Source organism: Telluria sp. AC161, assembly GCF_979258535.1.
On record NZ_OZ409861.1, the window covers coordinates 770,418 to 787,053 of the forward strand.

Here is a 16,636-nt window from a genome sequence, read left to right on the forward strand (position 1 = left end):
ATTATGAAAAACGTACATCCCGAATTTTCTTTCCAGTCGCGTGAACTGGAAGGCCAGATCGAGGGCACCCTGGGCGACCCGCCCAACCGCAAGAACTACGACATGATGGTGAACGCACTGGTGTCCGAATACGCCGATGGCGGCGGCATCGACGACGTCAACATGATGGCCTTCGCGCTGGTCGACAAGATCCGCTTTCTGGACGCCAAGGGCCTGATGCGCGAAGCGCTCGACTACGCCGACGGCGACCCTTCCAAGGTGTTCGCGATGGCCGAATGCACGGGTGACGAGGGCGCGAAGATGTACGAAGCGATGACGACCAACTTCCCCGAGCTGGCGCGCCAGGCGATTATCACCGCATTCCTGTTCAAGAACCAGAATCGCTGGGACGATGAAGACCAGTCGCTCGAGCAGCTGGGCCGCAATGACGATGGCGACGATGTCGATGAAGACGGCGAAGCAACCGACGACTTCAGCGGCCTGTTCGACGAAGGAGACCGCGATGAGCGATGACACCGGCAGCAAGAATGAACATCTGCCAGCCTTGACGCAGCAGGTGGGCGACCTGGTGCTGGCCGGCTCGCTCGACCACGCCGAAGAGGTGTTCTCGAAAGCGGCCGACGAGCATGGCGACTACGCCGTGGCGCAGGTGCTGAGCGACCTGCCACCGCAAGTGACGGCGCTGCACCTGGCCGGCTTTGACGGCGGCAAGACGTCGCTGGCCACGATGCTGGTGCCGCCCAAGGCCTGGGCCGACAGCCTGGCCTACATTGCCGCGACCTGGCCCGACAACCTGATCGAGGACGATCCCGAGCGCATCGCCGAAAACCTGTTCAACCACGTCCATGGCGTGGTGTATGCGCAGGACGACGAAGAGCGCCGCAACGAGCTGCTCGAAGCGGCATCTGCCACCGACCATGGCGCGACGATCTTCGCGATCATGTGGTCGCTGGCGCCGCGCGAAATCCTCGAAGTAGCGGGCGAAATCCTGTCCAAGGGCCGGTACGTGAGCGGCCAGACGAGCGCCGACAGCGATATCGTGCCGCTGGCGGTCGACCTGGCCAAGGCCAGCGAAGATGGCTGGGAGCGTTCGCTGCTGGAGCTGTTCCCTGAATTCAGGCACAGCGCCGAGATGGCCGAAATCGAGCTGCCGGACGATCCGGATGAAGAGTCCGAATTCATGCAGCGTTCGACCCGCGACCTGTTGCTCCGCCTGCGCAAGCAGGTGCCGTCGGTGCGCAGCATGCCGCGCCGCAGCCCGCGCCGCAGCCTGGGCTCGGACATCTTTTCGTGACGGCAGGCCCCAGCATGTTGCCTGCCATTGTCATTGAAAAGCCGCCCCGGCTGATCCGCGCGATCCGGCTGCTGCCGGTTGACGCCACGCCCGACGAAGCGGCAATCCTGGCCGATGAACTGTCGGGGATCACCGCCATGGTGGCCGAAAAGTTCACCAACGACCGCACCGCCGAAGGCATCGGGCGCGCGCTGCTGTTGACAGTCGGCGGCATCTCGCTGGGCCTCGAACACCTGATCCAGACCGAGGAAGAGGGCGACCTCGATGCGCTCGACATCCTGATCGGGGAGGGCGCCGAGCACGCATTCCAGGCGGGCTTTCGCCTGATTCGCGAGCTGGCCGCGCTACCCGAGGACAGCCTGGTGAGCGAATACGATCTCGACCCGATCTATGCGCAGCGGCGCCTGAAAGAGCTGTTCGTCGACATCTGCACGGCCGACCCGGGCGAATCGTGGTCGGGCTACGAGCGCTATCTGGGCCAGGTGCGCCAGCGCCAGGAAGTCCAGGCGGTCGTCAAGGCGGCCGAGTGGCTGCGCAAGCACCACTACGAGGGCGCGGTCGTCGATCCGGACCTGAATGCCGAAGGCGTGATCGCGATGGCGATCATCTTCGCGGCCGAAGGTGGCGCGCGCATCACGGCGCGCACCGGCCAGCGCGAGTTCGAACGCTTCGTCAAGGCGGTGCGCAAGCACAATCCCGATTTCGAGGCCGGCTGGGCCGAGCTGATGGCGCGTGTGCCGCCGGCGCACCAGCCAGTCATCGCTGCGCGCATCGCGACCTACCGCGCCAGTTGCACGGTGCTGCAACTGATTGGCACGACGGCGACGATGAAGCAGCTGTTTGCCGAAATGGAAAACTACGCCGGGTCGGAGCTCGATCCCGAGTATCCGTGAAGGCTGCCAGGTGAGCGCGTCGGGCGCCCGCATTGCCGCCGGCAGCGCGGCGTTCCGGCGCATCAACCGCGCCATGGCCTTTGGCGGCTTTTCCACCTTCGCGCTGCTATATTGCGTGCAGCCCTTGATGCCGTTGCTGGGCCGCGACTTCGGGTTGTCCCCCGCGCAGAGCAGCCTGGTGCTGTCGGTGGCGACCGCCACGCTGGCACTCGCACTGCTTGGTTCGAGCAACGTCGCCGAGCGTTTCGGGCGCAAGAAAGTCATGGTCGGCTCGATGCTCAGCGGCGCTGTGCTCACGCTGGGCTGCGCCTTTGCTTCCGACTACCTCCACCTGGTGGCGCTGCGCGCCTGCATGGGCCTGATGCTGGGCGGCTTGCCGGCCGTAGCGATGGCGTACCTGGGCGACGAGATCGAACCGACATCCCTCGGCCTGTCGATGGGCATGTACATCAGCGGCAGTGCCTTTGGCGGCATGACGGGACGGGTGCTGTCGGCCTTCATCAGCGATTTTGCCTCGTGGCGCATTGCGCTCGGCGTGCTGGGCGCGGCCGGGCTGTACGCGGCGTGGGAATTCTCGCGCAGCCTGCCAGCATCCCGCCATGGTGCGACGCTGCCGGCGCGCGGCCCCGGCTTCATTGCCGGCTTGCGGATCCACTTGCGCGATCCGGGGCTGCCGTGGTTGTTCGCGCTGTCGTTCCTGCTGATGGGCGCCTTCATCACGCTGTACAACTACATCGGCTACCGGCTGCTGGGCGCGCCGTTCAACCTGCGCCCGAGCGCCGTCGGGCTGCTGTCGCTGCTTTACCTGCTGGGCATCGTCAGCTCGATGTGGGCTGGCAAGCTGGCTGACCGGCTCGGACGGCGCAATGTGCTGTGGCTCATGATGGGGCTGATGATCACCGGGTTGCTGATCACGCTGGCCGATTCTCTGGTCGCGATTGTGCTGGGCGTAGGCCTGGCAACGTTCGGCTTCTTTGCATCACACTCGGTGGCCAGCAGCTGGGTAGGGCGGCGCGCACGGGCGCCACAGGCGCTGGCCTCGGGCATTTACCTGTTCTTCTATTACCTGGGATCGAGCGTGGTGGGCTGGTCGGGCGGGTATGTCTACGAGCACTGGGGCTGGACCGGTGTCGTGACCTTGCTGGCGGGGCTGCTGGGGGTGGGCTTGGGGATTGCGTTGCATCTGCGGCGGTTGGCGCCCTTGCCGGTGAACTACTAGCTGGAGTAAGCAGGGGGGGCAATACCGAGCAGCGGGCAATACCGATGCCGTGCGCCGGCCGAAAACCGGGCGCACAAGTAAAAACGCCACGCTGCGAAGCGTGGCGTTGTCCGATCAGCGGCGAGCTGCGCGGTTTTGCGGGCGCGGTGCGCCGCCGGTTTTGCCAAGGTGACGGAAGGTGATCCGGCCCTTGCTCAGGTCGTACGGCGACAGTTCGAGGCTGACCTGGTCGCCGGCGATGATGCGGATGTGGTTCTTGCGCATCTTGCCCGAGGTGTAAGCGATCAGCTTGTGGCCGTTTTCGCAGTCGATACGATAACGCGAGTCCGGCAGCACTTCAGCCACGACGCCATTCATTTCGATGAGTTCTTCTTTTGCCATGATGGAGCTCCTGTAAATTTTAATATTGGGTAATCACACCAGCCTGGCGCGCGGCGCACGGGCTGGCGGATGATGCGGCCTGCGTGAAGCAGGCAGTGTCAGGATGGGAATAATATTGACTTCGCTGGGTGTTGCGGCCCGTGTGCCATCTCGTGCCGTGGCGTCGCGCTTTGCGCGAATCATTTGTCCACAGGAACACGATATGGGGACGGTAGTAGAATTTTCCAGTGGCAATCTCGTGTTGTCATTCCTGAAACTTTGTAATCGTGGAGGAGTGATCGATGCCATACAAGCGATAGTGTAGCACGGTTGCCGCTCTGCGGCTCATGCGCACGCATAATGACGATATAATCTGCTTAACTTCCGTTGCAAAAAGCAACGCTTATCACCAGGTCTTTCGCGTGCAGCAGTTGCCCCACGTGTCGATCGGCCGACTTTCCTGGGCTGCTCTCATGAACGACCGTACTTCTGCCAATGTAACCGGCCGCATTTCCACCGGTATTGCCGGCCTTGACGACATCCTAGGTGGCGGCTTGACGCCCCAGCGCGTGTATCTCGTCGAAGGTTCGCCCGGCGCCGGCAAGACCACGCTTGGCCTGCAATTTCTTCTCGACGGCATGGCGCGGGGCGAAGCCGGCCTGTATGTCACCCTGTCCGAAACCACCGATGAACTGATTGCGGTGGGTCAAAGCCATGGCTGGGACCTGACCCCGCTGTCGATCTACGAGCTGGCAGGCGAAGACGACCTGGATCTTGACGCGCAACAGTCGGTGTTCCATCCATCCGAAATCGAACTGGGCGAAACGACGCGCAAGGTGATGGACCGGGTCGACGAACTGCAACCGGTGCGGGTGGTGTTCGACAGCCTGTCCGAAATGCGGCTGCTGGCCCAGAATCCGCTGCGTTACCGGCGCCAGATTCTTGCGCTCAAGCAGTTCTTTTCCGCGCGTGGCTGTACCGTCCTGCTGCTCGATGACAAGACCAACCAGTCCGACCAGCAGCTGCACAGCATTGCCCACGGCGTCATCAGCCTGGAGCAGATCGCGCGGGACTATGGCAAGGAGCGGCGCCGCGTCAATATCCTCAAGATGCGCGGCATTCGCTTCCGTGGCGGCTATCATGACTATGCGCTCGATACGGGCGGCATCACGATGTATCCGCGCCTGGTCGCCGCCGAACACGTGCGCGATTTCGTGCCGCTGGTCGACTCGAGCGGCTCCGCCGGCTTCGATGCGCTGCTGGGCGGCGGCCTGATCCGCGGCACCAATACGCTGATCGTTGGCCCGTCCGGCATTGGCAAGACGACGCTGTCCACGCGCTGCCTGCTGGCGGCGCTCGAGCGTGGCGAAAAGGCGGCCTATTACCTGTTCGACGAAGGCCTGGGCACCTTCTTTGCCCGCAGCACGCAACTGGGGCTGGACTTGCGGCCCTACCTGGCCACCGGCCAGCTCTCGATGTGCCACTTCGATCCGGCCGAACTCTCGCCGGGCGAATTTGCCCAGCTGCTGCGCGACGCCGTCGAGCAGCAGGGCACGCGCTTCATGGTGATCGACAGCCTGAACGCGTACCTGCAGGCGATGCCGGGCGAACAGTTCCTGACGCTGCAGATGCACGAACTGCTGTCGTACCTGAACCAGCAAGGCGTGACGACCATGATGATCCTGGGCCAGCATGGCCTGATGGCCGAAGGCCGCACCGACGTCGATTTGAGCTACCTGAGCGACAGCACGGTGCTGATGCGCTTTTTTGAGGCCAGCGGCAACGTACGGCGCGCCATCAGCGTGATCAAGAGCCGCACCACGCAGCATGCGCAGACGATCCACGAGCTGCAGCTGGGCCATGGCGGCGTGCGTATCGGCGCGCCGCTCGTGGGCTTCGAGGGCGTGCTGACCGGCATCCCGAACTACCGCGGCGCCACGCCCATGATGGTTCCGGTTCCAGATGCCGGGCAATAGCCAGCCGCGCAGCGCGCGCGAGGAACGCATCCTGATTTTCGCGCCGCGCGGGCGCGACGCCGACGTCATGGCGTCGGTGCTGCAGCGCGATGGCCTCGAGTGCAAGGCCTTCCTCGACTTCGCCCAGCTCGGCGCGGCGATCGAGGAGGGCGCCGGCGCGGCCATCCTGGCCGAAGAAGCGCTGCAGAACATCGACCCCAGGGCCTTGCATGCCTGGCTCGAGGCGCAGGCGCCCTGGTCCGACTTTCCGTTCATCGTGTTGCTGGCCAAGACCGTCGGCCTGCAGCAGGGCGCGGCCCGCGAGCGCCTGGGCGACTACGGCAACGTGATCCTGCTCGAACGCCCGCTCAATGCGCAGACGCTGCGCAGCGCCAGCATCTCGGCCCTGCGCGCGCGCCGCCGCCAGTACCAGGCGCGCGATGTGCTGGCCGACCGCGAGCGCACGGCGCAGAGCCTGCACGACAGCCGGCAGGAACTCGTCGCCCTGAACGAAACGCTCGAATCGCGCATCGACGAGCGCACCCGCGCGCTGGCCCAGGCCAACGACCGCCTGATGAACGAGATCATCGAGCGCGAGCGCGTGCAGCAGGCGATGGCGCAGTACCAGAAGATGGAAGCGGTCGGGCGCCTGACCGGCGGCATCGCGCATGACTTCAACAACCTGCTCAACGTGGTCCAGGGCAGCATGGACCTGATCCTGTTGATGTCGAAGGACGATGTGGCCAAGGGCCGCGCCGAGATCGCGCGCCGCGCCTGCCAGCGCGGGGGCAAGCTCACGAGCCAGTTGCTCGCGTTCGCACGCAATCAGAGTCTCGACCTGCGCGAAACCCATATCGGCCTGCTGTTCGACGGCGTGCGCGAGCTGGTGGCAAGCTCGGTCGGCTCGGCCATCCGGCTGCGCTTTGCCGTCGACGACGACTGCGCAGCGGTGCTGGCCGACGGCAACCAGATGGAGATGGCGTTACTGAACCTGGCCATCAATGCGCGCGACGCGATGCCGGCCGGGGGCGAGCTGGTGTTCGCGGCCGGCCTGTCGGCCCCGCCGGCGGGCTTGCTGGCCGAGGGTGACTACGTGCGCATCGCGGTGACCGACAGCGGCGAAGGCATGGCGCCGGAACTGGTGGCCAAGGTGTTCGAGCCGTTCTTCACGACCAAGGGCGTCAAGGGCACGGGACTGGGCCTGAGCCAGGTGTACGGCATGGCGCAGCAATCGGGCGGCGCGGCGCGCATCCTCAGCGAACAGGGCGTGGGCACCACGGTGGAAATTTGGTTGCGCGCCGCCACCGGACTGGATGAGGCCGAGCCGGCGCCGCTGGCGCAGATGCCGGTGGCAAGCGAGCCGGCGCGCATCCTGATCGTCGAGGACGACGATTTCGTGCGCGCCTCGATGGTCTCGTCGCTCGAAGCGCTGGGCCACCATGTGACGCAGGCGGCCGACGGCGAAGCGGGCCTGGCGGCCCTGCAACGGGCGCGTCCGGAGCTCCTGATCACCGATTACCTGATGCCCGGCATGACGGGCGCCGACCTGATGGTGCGCACGCGCGCGATGTTCCCGGGCCTGCCGATGATCATCGCCACCGGTTACGCCGACATGAAGGCGATCGAGCAGGTGATCGGCGACGATATCGTGTTGCGCAAACCGTTCCAGCTGGCCGAACTCGCAGTGAGCGTCGGCCAGGCCCTGGACCGCCAGCGCCAGCGCGACAGCGCCGCCCTGGCCTGAGGTGTGCCCAGCGTGCTTTGCGCGTTTGACTGCGCCTATATAATCCGACAGACGCCACTTGCCAACGGACCACCGTGACAACCGCACCCGACCCATTCGACTATGAAGCCGCCATCGGCGCCTGCGCCCGCGGCGACCGGCACGCCCTGCGCCGGCTGTATGACCAGGAAAGCCCGCGCCTGTTGGGCGTGGCGCTGCGCATCGTGCGCGACCGCCAGAGCGCCGAAGACGTCGTGCATGACGCCTTCGTCAGTATCTGGACCCGCGCTGGCAGTTTCGAGCCCACGCGCGGTTCGGGCCGGGGCTGGATGTACACGATCGTCCGCCACGCGGCGCTCGATGCCGTGCGCGATGGCAGCCACGAAGTCGGCGTCGACGAAGACACGCTCGACGCGCTCGACGCCGATGCATTCGATCCCAATATGCAGGACGCCTTCGAGCTGCGCCAGGACATGGGCCGGCTGCACGACTGCCTGACCCAGCTCGATCCGGCCAAGCGCAACAGCATCCTGCATGCCTATGTGGACGGCTTCTCGCACAGTGAAATCGCCGAGCGGCTCAAGTCGCCGCTGGGCACGGTGAAGGCCTGGATCAAGCGCGGCATGAGCGCGCTGCGGGAGTGCATGGTATGAACGCAACACACGATTACGACGAACTGGCTGGCCAATACGTGCTCGGCACGCTGCCTCGCGCCAAGCGGCTCGAGGTCGACGCCGCGCTGCTTGAGAACGCCACGCTGCGCGCTGCGGTCGCCTTCTGGGAAGCGCGGCTGTTGCCCTTGACCACGTTGGTGGAACCGAGCACGCCGCCGGCGTCGCTGTGGGCGCGCATCGAGCGCAGCCTGGGACCCGTCACCAAGCCGGCACAGACTGCGCGCACCGGCTGGTGGGAGCGCCTGGGCCTGTGGCGCCGCCTGGGCCTGTGGCGCGGCCTGGCCGCGGGCGGCTTTGCCGCCGCTGCCGTCATGGCGGTGGTGGTCGGCCTGCGTGTCAACGACCTGCAGCAGCCGCACTATATGGTCGTGCTGGCCGCGCCGCAGAACGCGGCGCCGGGCTGGGTGCTCAAGATGACAGGCGCGACGACGCTGCGCCTCGAACCCCTGGTGGCAACCGCCGTGCCGGCGCAGCGCGCGCTGCAGTTGTGGACCAAGGCCGACGACTGGTCCGGCCCCGTGTCGCTGGGCCTGGTCAAGCCGGGCGAAACCGTCGAGGTCAAGCTCGACAAGCTGCCGAAGATCGTGCCGAACCAGCTGTTCGAGATCACGCTGGAGCCGCAGGCCGGCTCCCCGATCGGCAAGCCGACCGGCCCGATCCTGTTCATCGGCCGCGCCGTCGTCATCTAAAGGTCACGCACCGATGGAAAAGGGCGTTCCCACGCAAGCGGGAACGCCCTTTGTTCATGCTACGGTGTAATTAACGCAGCCAGATCGCGATGTCCTTCACGCCCGGCATGCCGCTGCCGATGCGCGATGTGGCCGGGTTGGCGGCGCCGCCGATCAGCGTGCCGGCGCCGGTGGTGATGTCGACGCGGTACAGCGACGTCGGGCCACCGGCGGTGGTGCGCAGGGCTGCCAGCACCAGGCCGTTCGCGCCGCCGGCGATGTCCATGCCGCCGTCGCCGGCGACCGTTACGCCCAGCGGGCCGACATTGACCAGCGTGCCGTCGTTTGGCGGGTTCTGCAGGGCCAGCACCGAGCTGGTGCTGTCGACGTCGAACAGTTGCGTCGCGGTCGCGTTCGGGACGCTGTTCGTGTAGGCGGCTGCTGCCACCATCGGGGCTGCACCGGCGCGGTTGATGACGCCATCGGTGGTCGTCGCGCCGGTGTCGACGTTGATGCGCAGGTTCTGGCCGCTGTTGCTGATCACGCGCAGACGGTCGGCGACCGGGTTGAAGTCGACGGCAAACGCGGTGCCGGCAATCGCGGTGTACGGCAGCGTGGTGTCGGTGCTGTCAGCGGCCAGCGTGGCTTTCACGGTGGCCATGCCGGTGGTTGGATCGATCGTGATCAGGCGCGCGGTCGAGGTCAGGCCGTACAGTATATTGTCACGTGGACGCACGTCGATGCCCAGCACGAGTTCGCCCGGGGCCAGGCCACTGATGGTGACGTTGGTGTCGAGCGTGTTCGGCGTACCGACCTTGAAGCCGACCAGGCGGTTATCGTCGGTCAGGCCCAGCACGACCGGCGTCTGCGCCGCGCGCAGCGCGATGCCGCGGATGTCTTCGGTCACGCCGAGCGCGCCCACCAGCGTCGTCGGTGCGGTGGTGGCAGCCAGGTTCACGCCGTACAGGTTACGTGCGCCGCCAACGGTGGCTACCATATAGCCCATGTTGGTGCGTGCATCGATGTCGAAGCCGTTGACGGCGCCGGCGACGATGCCCAGCGGGACCGGGTTGGCCAGCGTGCCGTTGTTTGGCGGGTTCTGGGTGTACAGCGTGTTGTTGACGGCATCGATGCCGAACAGCGTCGTCGAGCCGGTGCCGGCAAACGAGTTGGTGTAGGCCGAGGCCGAAATCGCCGTGTTCGCGGCGCCGCCGTTGATGCTGCCGTCGGTGGTCGTCGCGCCGGTGTCGACATTGATGCGCAGGCTCTGGCCCGTGTTGCTGACAATGCGCAGGCGGTCGGCCATCGGGTTGAAGTCGACGCCGAAGTTGGTGCCGGCCAGCGCGGTGAATGCGTCGGTGGTGTCGGCAGCGTCAGCGGCCAGGCGCGATTTGTTGGTGGCCGCGCCGGTCACCGGGTCGAGCGTGTACAGGCGGCCGGTCGAACCGACGCCATACAGCATGCCATCGACCGGGCGCATGTCGATGCCGACCAGGTTTTCGCCGCTCTGCAGGCCGGTAACCAGCACATTGGTGCGGATGGTGGCAGGGGACGCGCGGTCGAACGAGATCAGACGGTTGCTGACAGTCAGGGCAACCACATCGCCAACAGTCGCGGACGCCGGCGGCGGGGTGGTCGGCGCCGGCGCGGCGTTGTTGTCGTCGTCGTCGCTGCCGCAGGCGGTCAGCGCAAGGGCGATCGAAGAAACGAGGACGAGCTTGGCGAATTGTGGTTTTTTCATGATGTGTCCTTATTAGTAGAATGGGTCGTCAAAGTGGATCGGGGCGCACGGCCCGCGGGCAGGCTGCCATGTCGACACGGGTACTACGCGCCAGATGCAGGATTGGATGCAGCCGGATGAAAATAAATTTTCGTGCGCAGCCCGGCGGCGGCATGCAGCCCCCGTGCATGTGAGAATGCACGCATTTTGATGACAAGGTCGCATGTTACTGTAGGGAAATTATGGTGCAGCTGTCCTGCACCAGCAACCCTGTTCCAACGGTGCCGTCATGCGTGTTTCCCTGAGTGAGGTCGTGTCCGTGGCCGCCTTTTCGCTGGTCGGGTCGGTCTCGTGCCTCAAGGCCTGGTCGGTCTTGTCGGGTACCCCATTCACGCCGGGCTTCTACATTGCCGGCGCGATCTTCAGTCTGCTGATCTGTTCATTGTTTTTGCTGGCGTTCGCGTCGGTGCGGGCCTGGACCCGGGTGCGCTGAAGCAGCCCTGGTGGCCGGGCGGCCGCCAGGTGACGAGAGACGGCGCTAGACCACGCCGCGGTTCTGCAGGGCGGCGATCTCGGCGTCGCTCTTGCCCAGCACATCGCGCAGCACGTCCAGCGTGTGCTGGCCCAGCGTGGGCGGCGCCACGCTGCTGGTGGCCGGCGTGGCCGACATGCGGATCGGATTGCGCACCAGCGTGACTTCACCGGCGCTCGGATGCGGCAGCGCGATCGCCATCGCGCGCGCCTGCACCTGCTCGTTGCCGAAGACCTCGCCGACGTCATTGATCGGCCCGCATGGCACGCCGTGTTCTTCCAGCAGTGCGATCCAGGCGGCGCGCGTTTTTTCGCTGACCATTTCGGCCAGCAGCGGCACGAGCACGTCCCGGTGCTGCACCCGCAGCGGATTGGTGGCAAAGCGCGCATCGAACGCCAGCTCGGGCCGGCCGCCCGCTTCGACGAACTTCTGGTACTGGCCATCGTTGCCCGCGGCGACGATGATGTGACCATCCAGGCAGGCGAAGGTTTGGTACGGCACGATATTGGCGTGCGCATTGCCCCAGCGCTTGGGCGCCTTACCGCTGTTGAGATAATTGCTGCCGACATTGGCCAGCATCGCCACCTGCGTGTCGAGCAGCGCCATGTCGATGTGCTGGCCTTCACCGGTGCGGTCGCGGTGCGTCAGCGCGGCCAGTACGGCCACCGTCGCATACATGCCCGTCATCAGGTCGGTCAGCGCGACGCCGGCCTTCTGGGGCCCGCCGCCGGGCACGTCGTCCCGCTCGCCCGTCACCGACATCAGGCCGCCCATGCCCTGGATCAGGAAGTCGTAGCCGGCGCGGTGCGCGTACGGCCCGTCCTGGCCAAACCCCGTGATCGAGCAGTAGACCAGGTCGGGTTTGAGCGCCTTGAGGCTCGCGTAGTCGAGGCCATAGCGCGCCAGATGCCCGACCTTGAAGTTCTCGAGCACCACGTCGCAGGACAGCACCAGTTCGCGCAGTAACGCCTGGCCTTCGCTGCTGGCGATATCGACCGTCATCGAGCGCTTGCCGCGGTTCGCCGTCAGGTAGTAGGCCGCTTCCTGCGTGTCGCGACCATCGGCGTCTTTCGCATACGGCGGGCCCCAGGCGCGCGTGTCGTCGCCGCTGCCGGGGCGCTCGATCTTGATCACATCGGCGCCCAGGTCGGCCAGGTTTTGCGCGCACCACGGGCCGGCCAGTACGCGCGACAGGTCGAGGACGCGGATGTGGCCGAGCGCCTTGGGCAGCGATGTAGAAGCGGGAGCGGAAGGGGAGGATGGCGTCATGGTTCAGGCAGGTGGACAATCATGAAGCGCCGATTATAACGGGCCGGCCATGGGCTGCGGCGCCAACTGGGCGGCCGCGGACAGTGCACGTTCACGGTCGACGATGGCGTCGATCGTGCGCTCTTCCAGGCCCATCGCCCCGAGCACGAAGCTGGATAACTGCAGGCTCGCTTCCAGCGTTTCGGGCACCACGACCGAGGCGCCGGCCAGGCGCAGGTCGCGCGCGTGCTTCTCGTCGCGCGAGCGGGCGAACAAGGCCACATGGGGAAATTCGCGCCGGATGCCGTGCACCGCCTGCAGCGCCGCGAGCGGCTGGTCCATCGTCAGCACGATCGCAGGCGCCTCGTCGGCGTGCACGCGGCGCAGCAGTTCGGGCCGCGCCGCGTTGCCGAACCAGACCGGCCAGCCGTCGGCGCGCAGCTGCGCCACCAGCCGCGCATCGGTTTCGAATGCCACGAATGGAATCTTTTGCGCAGTGAGCAGCTTGCCCAGTTGCTGGCCGACGCGGCCGAAGCCGGCAATGATGACCTGGCCGCGCACCGCACTCAGGGCCGCATGATCGTGCTGCGCGGCGAGCTGGTCTCCACGCGTTTCCAGCTGGTCGCCAATGGCCGTGCCCAGGCGCGCCAGCAGCGGCGTGATGAACAGCGACAGGCCGACCGCCAGCATCACGCGCGCGCCTAGCGCCGGATCGAGCACGCCGCTGGTGGCCGCATAGCCGATGACGATGAAGGCGAACTCGCCGCCCTGGCCCAGCAGCAGGCCACCTTCGACGGCGCGGCCCCACGGCAGGCCGCCAATCCGGAACAGCAGCGCCACCACGACGCCCTTGATCAGTACCAGCCCGAGAACAAAAGTGGCCAGCCACAGCGGGGCATCGAGGATCTGGCCGGTGTCGATCGTCATCCCGACCGTCATGAAGAACAGCCCCATGAGCAGGCCCTTGAACGGCTCGACCATCAGCTCGACCTCGTGCTTGAACTCGGTCTCGGCCAGCAGCAGGCCGGCAATCAGGGCGCCCAGCGCCATCGACAGGCCGGCGGCGGCCGACAGTGCCGCGATGCCGAAGGTCGCCAGCAGCACCAGCGCCATGAACACGTCGGGCTGGCGCTGGCGGGCAAAGGCGCGAAACAGCGGGTGCACGACGCGCCCGCCCACCAGGTAGATGAGGGCAATCGCGCCGGCGGCCTTGGCCAACGTGATCGCGGCCAGCAGCAGCGCGTCGTTGCCGTCGCCGGCGCCCCTGGCCAGCGCGCCGATCAGGATCAGGATCGGTACCACAGCCAGATCCTGCAGCATCAACACGGCGAAGGCAGCCTGGCCCAGGCGCGTGCCGGTGCTGTGCTGCTGGTTCATCAGCTGCATGACGACGGCGGTGGACGAGAGCGAGAGCACGAGGCCGAGGATGACGGCAGCCTGGCCCGGCAAGCCATACAGGTACAGCGCGGCGCCGATCAGCGTGGCGCTGGCCACGACCTGCGCGGTGCCGGCGCCGAACACCCAGCGCCGCATCGACCACAGGCGTGCGGCCGACAGTTCGAGTCCAATCATGAACATCAGGAACAGCACGCCGATTTCAGCGAGCATCGAGATGCCGGGGCCGGCGGGGAAGGTGAGGAAGGACAGCCACGGCGTGTGGACGGCCAGCGCGCCCAGGCCGAACGGGCCGAGCAGGGCGCCGACGGCGAGAAAGCCGAGCACCTGGTTGATGCGCAGGCGCTGCAGGGTAGGGATGAGGATCCCGGCCAGGATCAGGAACAGCAGGATTTCACGCAGGAAGGGGAAAGCGTGGTGGTCGTTCACGGTAGTACCTGTTCGTGGAGGGTTGGCGCGATTGCCAACCCTACCACACGGACCGGTCAGGTCCCCGAGTGGATGACCTCATCCAGTTCGGCCTGGCGCTCGCCACCCGCCACGTCCTGGCGCCGTTCGGCTTGCGCTTCGAGCTCGCGCCGTTCGTCGCGGTCGGCATTGCGCAGGTCGATGTAGCGGCGCAGCGCATCGTCGAGCGTCGGCAGCAGCGCGCCCCGTTCGCTGGCGAGCGCGCAATAGCGTGGGCGCGGCGCCGTGAAGCCGAATTCCTCGGCCGCTTTTGATTCCAGACTGCTGGCATCGATGCCGGCCAGCTCGGCCGCGCGGCGCGCCAGCTCGGCCCAGGTCAGTTCGCCCTGGTTGGCCAGGTGCCAGATGCCCGCTTCGCCATCCACCGCGAGGTCGAGGCACGCATGCACCAGGTCGGGCACGAAGGTCGGCGACACGGTCAGGTCACCGGCGGCGACGAACGGATCGCCCCGTTCCAGCGCAGCGAGTGCCTGCGTAACGAAGTTGTGCTCGTCCCATGGCCCGAAGAAGGCGCTGGTGCGCACGACCAGCGCGCCCGGGTGGTTCAGCAGGACCACGCGCTCGGCCTCGGCCTTGCTGCGCCCGTATACGCCCAGTGGCGCGACCGGATCGGATTCGACATACGGCCGCTCATTGCTGCCATCGAACACGAGGTCGCTCGAGAACGTCGTCAGGTGGATGCCATGCTGCGCGCAGGCGGCGGCCAGCGTTGCCGCGCCCACCGTGTTTTCGCGCATGCAGCGTTCGAGTTCGTTTTCGGCGTCGTCCACGCGCACGTAGCCGCAGGTATTGATCACGGCCCACGGCTTGTAGCGGGCCAGTGCGCGCTCGACCGACTCCTGATCGGCGATGTCCATGTCCTGGCGCGACAGCAGGCGGTGCGCCAGGTTGCGCTTTTCGCAGATGCGGGCAAAGGCGCGGCCCAGCGTGCCGGTGGCGCCCAGGATCAGGATCGGCGGGGCGTTTGTGTCGACCACGCGGTGCCCGTCGTCGGCGATGGACGCGATCGTGCCGGGCGTGGCAACGGGCTGGCAGACGAAGCGGCCCGGGCGACGCCACCATCCCTGCGCGCGCAGCACCGGGTGCGACAGCGGCTCGCCGGCAGCCAGTTCATTCATCATCGTGGCCAGCGCAGTGCGTCGCGGCAGCGGCGAGCGCACGTCGAGCGGGCCAGGTTCGTAATAGCCGTTCTCTGCGGTAACGAGACAGTTCCAGTCGAATGACCCGAGCAGCGCCCAGACCGTCACGGCGCGCACGTCGACGCCATTGGCGCGCGACTCCTGCGCCGCTTCCCAGATTTCAAGCAGCCAGCGCAGTTGGTCTTCGCGGTTGGCGTCGATGTGCGCCTCGGTGATCGCCAGCGGGATGCCGTAGCGGTCCCAGATTTCCTGCAGCAGCGGAGCGATGCCGGGCGTGGGCGTGGCCAGCACGCGCGAGGCTTCGACGTCGGCGCACGGGAGGTCGTCGGCCATGCCGCGGTGGTGCGCCGGATAGCGCTCCGGGCGATGGTCGAGCCAGCGCTCGCTCGTGACGTAGTAATTGCAGCCGATGATGTCGGGCGGGCATGGGTTGTCGCGGAACCAGAGGATGTCGGCGGCATCGGCGCCATTACGCAGCAGGTAGTTCCACAACGGGTGGTCGGGCACGACCATCCCGCACAGCAGGTCCCAGCCAAGCCAGCGGCGCTCGTTGTAGAACTCGGCGACGTCGCTCAGTTCGGGCGTGCTGTAGGTCTTGCCGAGATCGTCGGTCTGGATCAGCTTGGCAGCCGGATTGACGGCGCGGATCGCGCGCATCGACAGCACGGTGGCGCGGCACTGATTCAGCAGCGCCTGGATGAACGTGCGGTCGTCGCGTCCGTGCGGATACCAGACGCCATACAGGCCGGCAAAGCGCGCCGTCGTGCAGATCTCGTTGACGGGGGTGTAGTACTCGAGCCAGGGATAGCGCGCGGCGACGGCGCCGGCATAGTCGGCCAGTGCCTCTGCAAAACCGGGGTCGACCAGGCTCGTGTGGCGCGGCCCGCTGCCGTGGTGGACGAGGCCGGCGATCGGCGTCACGCCGGCTTCGCGCAGGGCGTTCAGGCGTTCGTCAGGCCAGTGCCAGTTGGCGTTCTCGATGCCATCCGGCGCCGTGCGTTCCCACAGGATCGGATAGCGGATGGCGCGGATGCCGAGACCGGCGAAGCGCTCGATGTCGCACGGCCGGTCGGTGTGGCCATTGCGGTCGAGCTGGCTGAAATAGGCATCCTGCACGCGGTTGACGGTGCATTCGAGGCCGCCCCACAGTTCGAGGGGGTGGTCCTGGTGATTCTGATCATTGTGGCTGTTCGTGCTCTTGTTCATGGCGTTTATTCCTTAATATTATTGCAACTAGCTGGTCGACCTGAAGTGCTCTGACTGATCTGTATTGTGTTGGGAGAGCCCTGCTGCCGAGTCACGGACCGGGTGGCGGTTGACAGCGCGGCGGCAACCTGCAACCATGCGG

The 16,636-nt window shown here is 66.5% G+C and carries 14 protein-coding genes; 9 read left to right on the plus strand and 5 right to left on the minus strand.

The genetic code is table 11. The annotated features are described in order from the left end of the window. The first annotated feature begins 3 nt into the window (after positions 1-3). From ACZ0AJ_RS03465 to ACZ0AJ_RS03480, 4 genes are read left to right on the plus strand one after another with little or no spacing between them, the layout of a single operon-like run. Positions 4-513 (plus strand): hypothetical protein, encoded by a 510-nt coding sequence (locus ACZ0AJ_RS03465; protein ID WP_499452758.1) that lies wholly within the window; start codon positions 4-6, stop codon positions 511-513. Next, positions 503-1,294, plus strand: coding sequence for a hypothetical protein (locus ACZ0AJ_RS03470; protein ID WP_183549872.1), 792 nt, complete (start codon positions 503-505; stop codon positions 1,292-1,294). The genes ACZ0AJ_RS03465 and ACZ0AJ_RS03470 overlap by 11 nt, the downstream gene beginning before the upstream one ends. 14 nt (positions 1,295-1,308) lie before the next feature. After that, positions 1,309-2,187 carry a hypothetical protein gene (locus ACZ0AJ_RS03475; protein ID WP_183549875.1) on the plus strand — a complete coding sequence of 293 codons (879 nt, stop codon included), beginning with the start codon at positions 1,309-1,311 and terminating at the stop codon, positions 2,185-2,187. A 10-nt stretch (positions 2,188-2,197) separates the two neighbouring features. Then, a complete protein-coding gene (locus tag ACZ0AJ_RS03480) occupies positions 2,198-3,406 on the plus strand; it encodes an MFS transporter (protein WP_499453897.1) in 1,209 nt (402 codons plus the stop codon). A 114-nt stretch (positions 3,407-3,520) separates the two neighbouring features. Here the strand turns inward: ACZ0AJ_RS03480 and infA are convergent, their stop codons facing one another. Next, positions 3,521-3,787 carry a translation initiation factor IF-1 gene (gene infA / locus ACZ0AJ_RS03485; RefSeq protein WP_183549881.1) on the minus strand — a complete coding sequence of 89 codons (267 nt, stop codon included), beginning with the start codon at positions 3,785-3,787 and terminating at the stop codon, positions 3,521-3,523. Positions 3,788-4,239: 452 nt separating this feature from the next. Here infA and ACZ0AJ_RS03490 point away from each other — a divergent pair, with 452 nt between their 5' ends. From ACZ0AJ_RS03490 to ACZ0AJ_RS03505, 4 genes are all read left to right on the plus strand, one after another. Beyond that, the gene (locus tag ACZ0AJ_RS03490; RefSeq protein WP_499452760.1) at positions 4,240-5,742 is read left to right on the plus strand and encodes an ATPase domain-containing protein; all 1,503 of its coding nucleotides are present in this window, start codon (positions 4,240-4,242) and stop codon (positions 5,740-5,742) included. After that, entirely contained in the window at positions 5,729-7,465 is a 1,737-nt protein-coding gene (locus ACZ0AJ_RS03495; protein WP_499453899.1) for a response regulator, read from the plus strand. The genes ACZ0AJ_RS03490 and ACZ0AJ_RS03495 overlap by 14 nt, the downstream gene beginning before the upstream one ends. A gap of 74 nt (positions 7,466-7,539) precedes the next feature. After that, positions 7,540-8,097 carry a sigma-70 family RNA polymerase sigma factor gene (locus tag ACZ0AJ_RS03500; protein WP_499452764.1) on the plus strand — a complete coding sequence of 186 codons (558 nt, stop codon included), beginning with the start codon at positions 7,540-7,542 and terminating at the stop codon, positions 8,095-8,097. Continuing rightward, positions 8,094-8,807 carry an anti-sigma factor gene (locus ACZ0AJ_RS03505; protein WP_499452765.1) on the plus strand — a complete coding sequence of 238 codons (714 nt, stop codon included), beginning with the start codon at positions 8,094-8,096 and terminating at the stop codon, positions 8,805-8,807. Before ACZ0AJ_RS03500 ends, ACZ0AJ_RS03505 begins: the two co-directional genes overlap by 4 nt. A 70-nt stretch (positions 8,808-8,877) precedes the next feature. Here the strand turns inward: ACZ0AJ_RS03505 and ACZ0AJ_RS03510 are convergent, their stop codons facing one another. Further along, positions 8,878-10,527 (minus strand): DUF4394 domain-containing protein, encoded by a 1,650-nt coding sequence (locus ACZ0AJ_RS03510; protein WP_499452766.1) that lies wholly within the window; start codon positions 10,525-10,527, stop codon positions 8,878-8,880. Between the two features lie 268 nt (positions 10,528-10,795). Here ACZ0AJ_RS03510 and ACZ0AJ_RS03515 point away from each other — a divergent pair, with 268 nt between their 5' ends. Continuing rightward, a complete protein-coding gene (locus ACZ0AJ_RS03515; protein ID WP_499452767.1) occupies positions 10,796-10,999 on the plus strand; it encodes a hypothetical protein in 204 nt (67 codons plus the stop codon). A 45-nt stretch (positions 11,000-11,044) separates the two neighbouring features. On the opposite strand, the gene ACZ0AJ_RS03520 is transcribed toward ACZ0AJ_RS03515, so the two are convergent. Genes ACZ0AJ_RS03520 through ACZ0AJ_RS03530 form a run of 3 tightly spaced genes read right to left on the minus strand, consistent with a single transcriptional unit; the run spans position 11,045 to position 16,494 of the window. Then, positions 11,045-12,307, minus strand: coding sequence for a CaiB/BaiF CoA transferase family protein (locus ACZ0AJ_RS03520; RefSeq protein WP_499453902.1), 1,263 nt, complete (start codon positions 12,305-12,307; stop codon positions 11,045-11,047). Positions 12,308-12,340: 33 nt separating this feature from the next. Beyond that, entirely contained in the window at positions 12,341-14,110 is a 1,770-nt protein-coding gene (locus ACZ0AJ_RS03525) for a cation:proton antiporter domain-containing protein (protein ID WP_499453904.1), read from the minus strand. 56 nt (positions 14,111-14,166) lie between these two features. After that, positions 14,167-16,494, minus strand: a complete 2,328-nt coding sequence (locus ACZ0AJ_RS03530) for a family 1 glycosylhydrolase (protein ID WP_499453906.1) — start codon at positions 16,492-16,494, stop codon at positions 14,167-14,169. Positions 16,495-16,636 lie beyond the last annotated feature (142 nt).

Excerpts from the sequence above, each read along its gene's own strand:
- infA (WP_183549881.1), bottom strand. The coding sequence starts at position 3,787 with ATGGCAAAAGAAGAACTCATCGAAATGAATGGCGTCGTGGCTGAAGTG.
- ACZ0AJ_RS03510 (WP_499452766.1), bottom strand. The coding sequence starts at position 10,527 with ATGAAAAAACCACAATTCGCCAAGCTCGTCCTCGTTTCTTCGATCGCC.
- ACZ0AJ_RS03490 (WP_499452760.1), top strand. The coding sequence starts at position 4,240 with ATGAACGACCGTACTTCTGCCAATGTAACCGGCCGCATTTCCACCGGT.
- ACZ0AJ_RS03465 (WP_499452758.1), top strand. The coding sequence starts at position 4 with ATGAAAAACGTACATCCCGAATTTTCTTTCCAGTCGCGTGAACTGGAA.
- ACZ0AJ_RS03530 (WP_499453906.1), bottom strand. The coding sequence starts at position 16,494 with ATGAACAAGAGCACGAACAGCCACAATGATCAGAATCACCAGGACCAC.
- ACZ0AJ_RS03495 (WP_499453899.1), top strand. The coding sequence starts at position 5,729 with ATGCCGGGCAATAGCCAGCCGCGCAGCGCGCGCGAGGAACGCATCCTG.
- ACZ0AJ_RS03515 (WP_499452767.1), top strand. The coding sequence starts at position 10,796 with ATGCGTGTTTCCCTGAGTGAGGTCGTGTCCGTGGCCGCCTTTTCGCTG.
- ACZ0AJ_RS03470 (WP_183549872.1), top strand. The coding sequence starts at position 503 with ATGAGCGATGACACCGGCAGCAAGAATGAACATCTGCCAGCCTTGACG.
- ACZ0AJ_RS03505 (WP_499452765.1), top strand. The coding sequence starts at position 8,094 with ATGAACGCAACACACGATTACGACGAACTGGCTGGCCAATACGTGCTC.
- ACZ0AJ_RS03475 (WP_183549875.1), top strand. The coding sequence starts at position 1,309 with ATGTTGCCTGCCATTGTCATTGAAAAGCCGCCCCGGCTGATCCGCGCG.
- ACZ0AJ_RS03520 (WP_499453902.1), bottom strand. The coding sequence starts at position 12,307 with ATGACGCCATCCTCCCCTTCCGCTCCCGCTTCTACATCGCTGCCCAAG.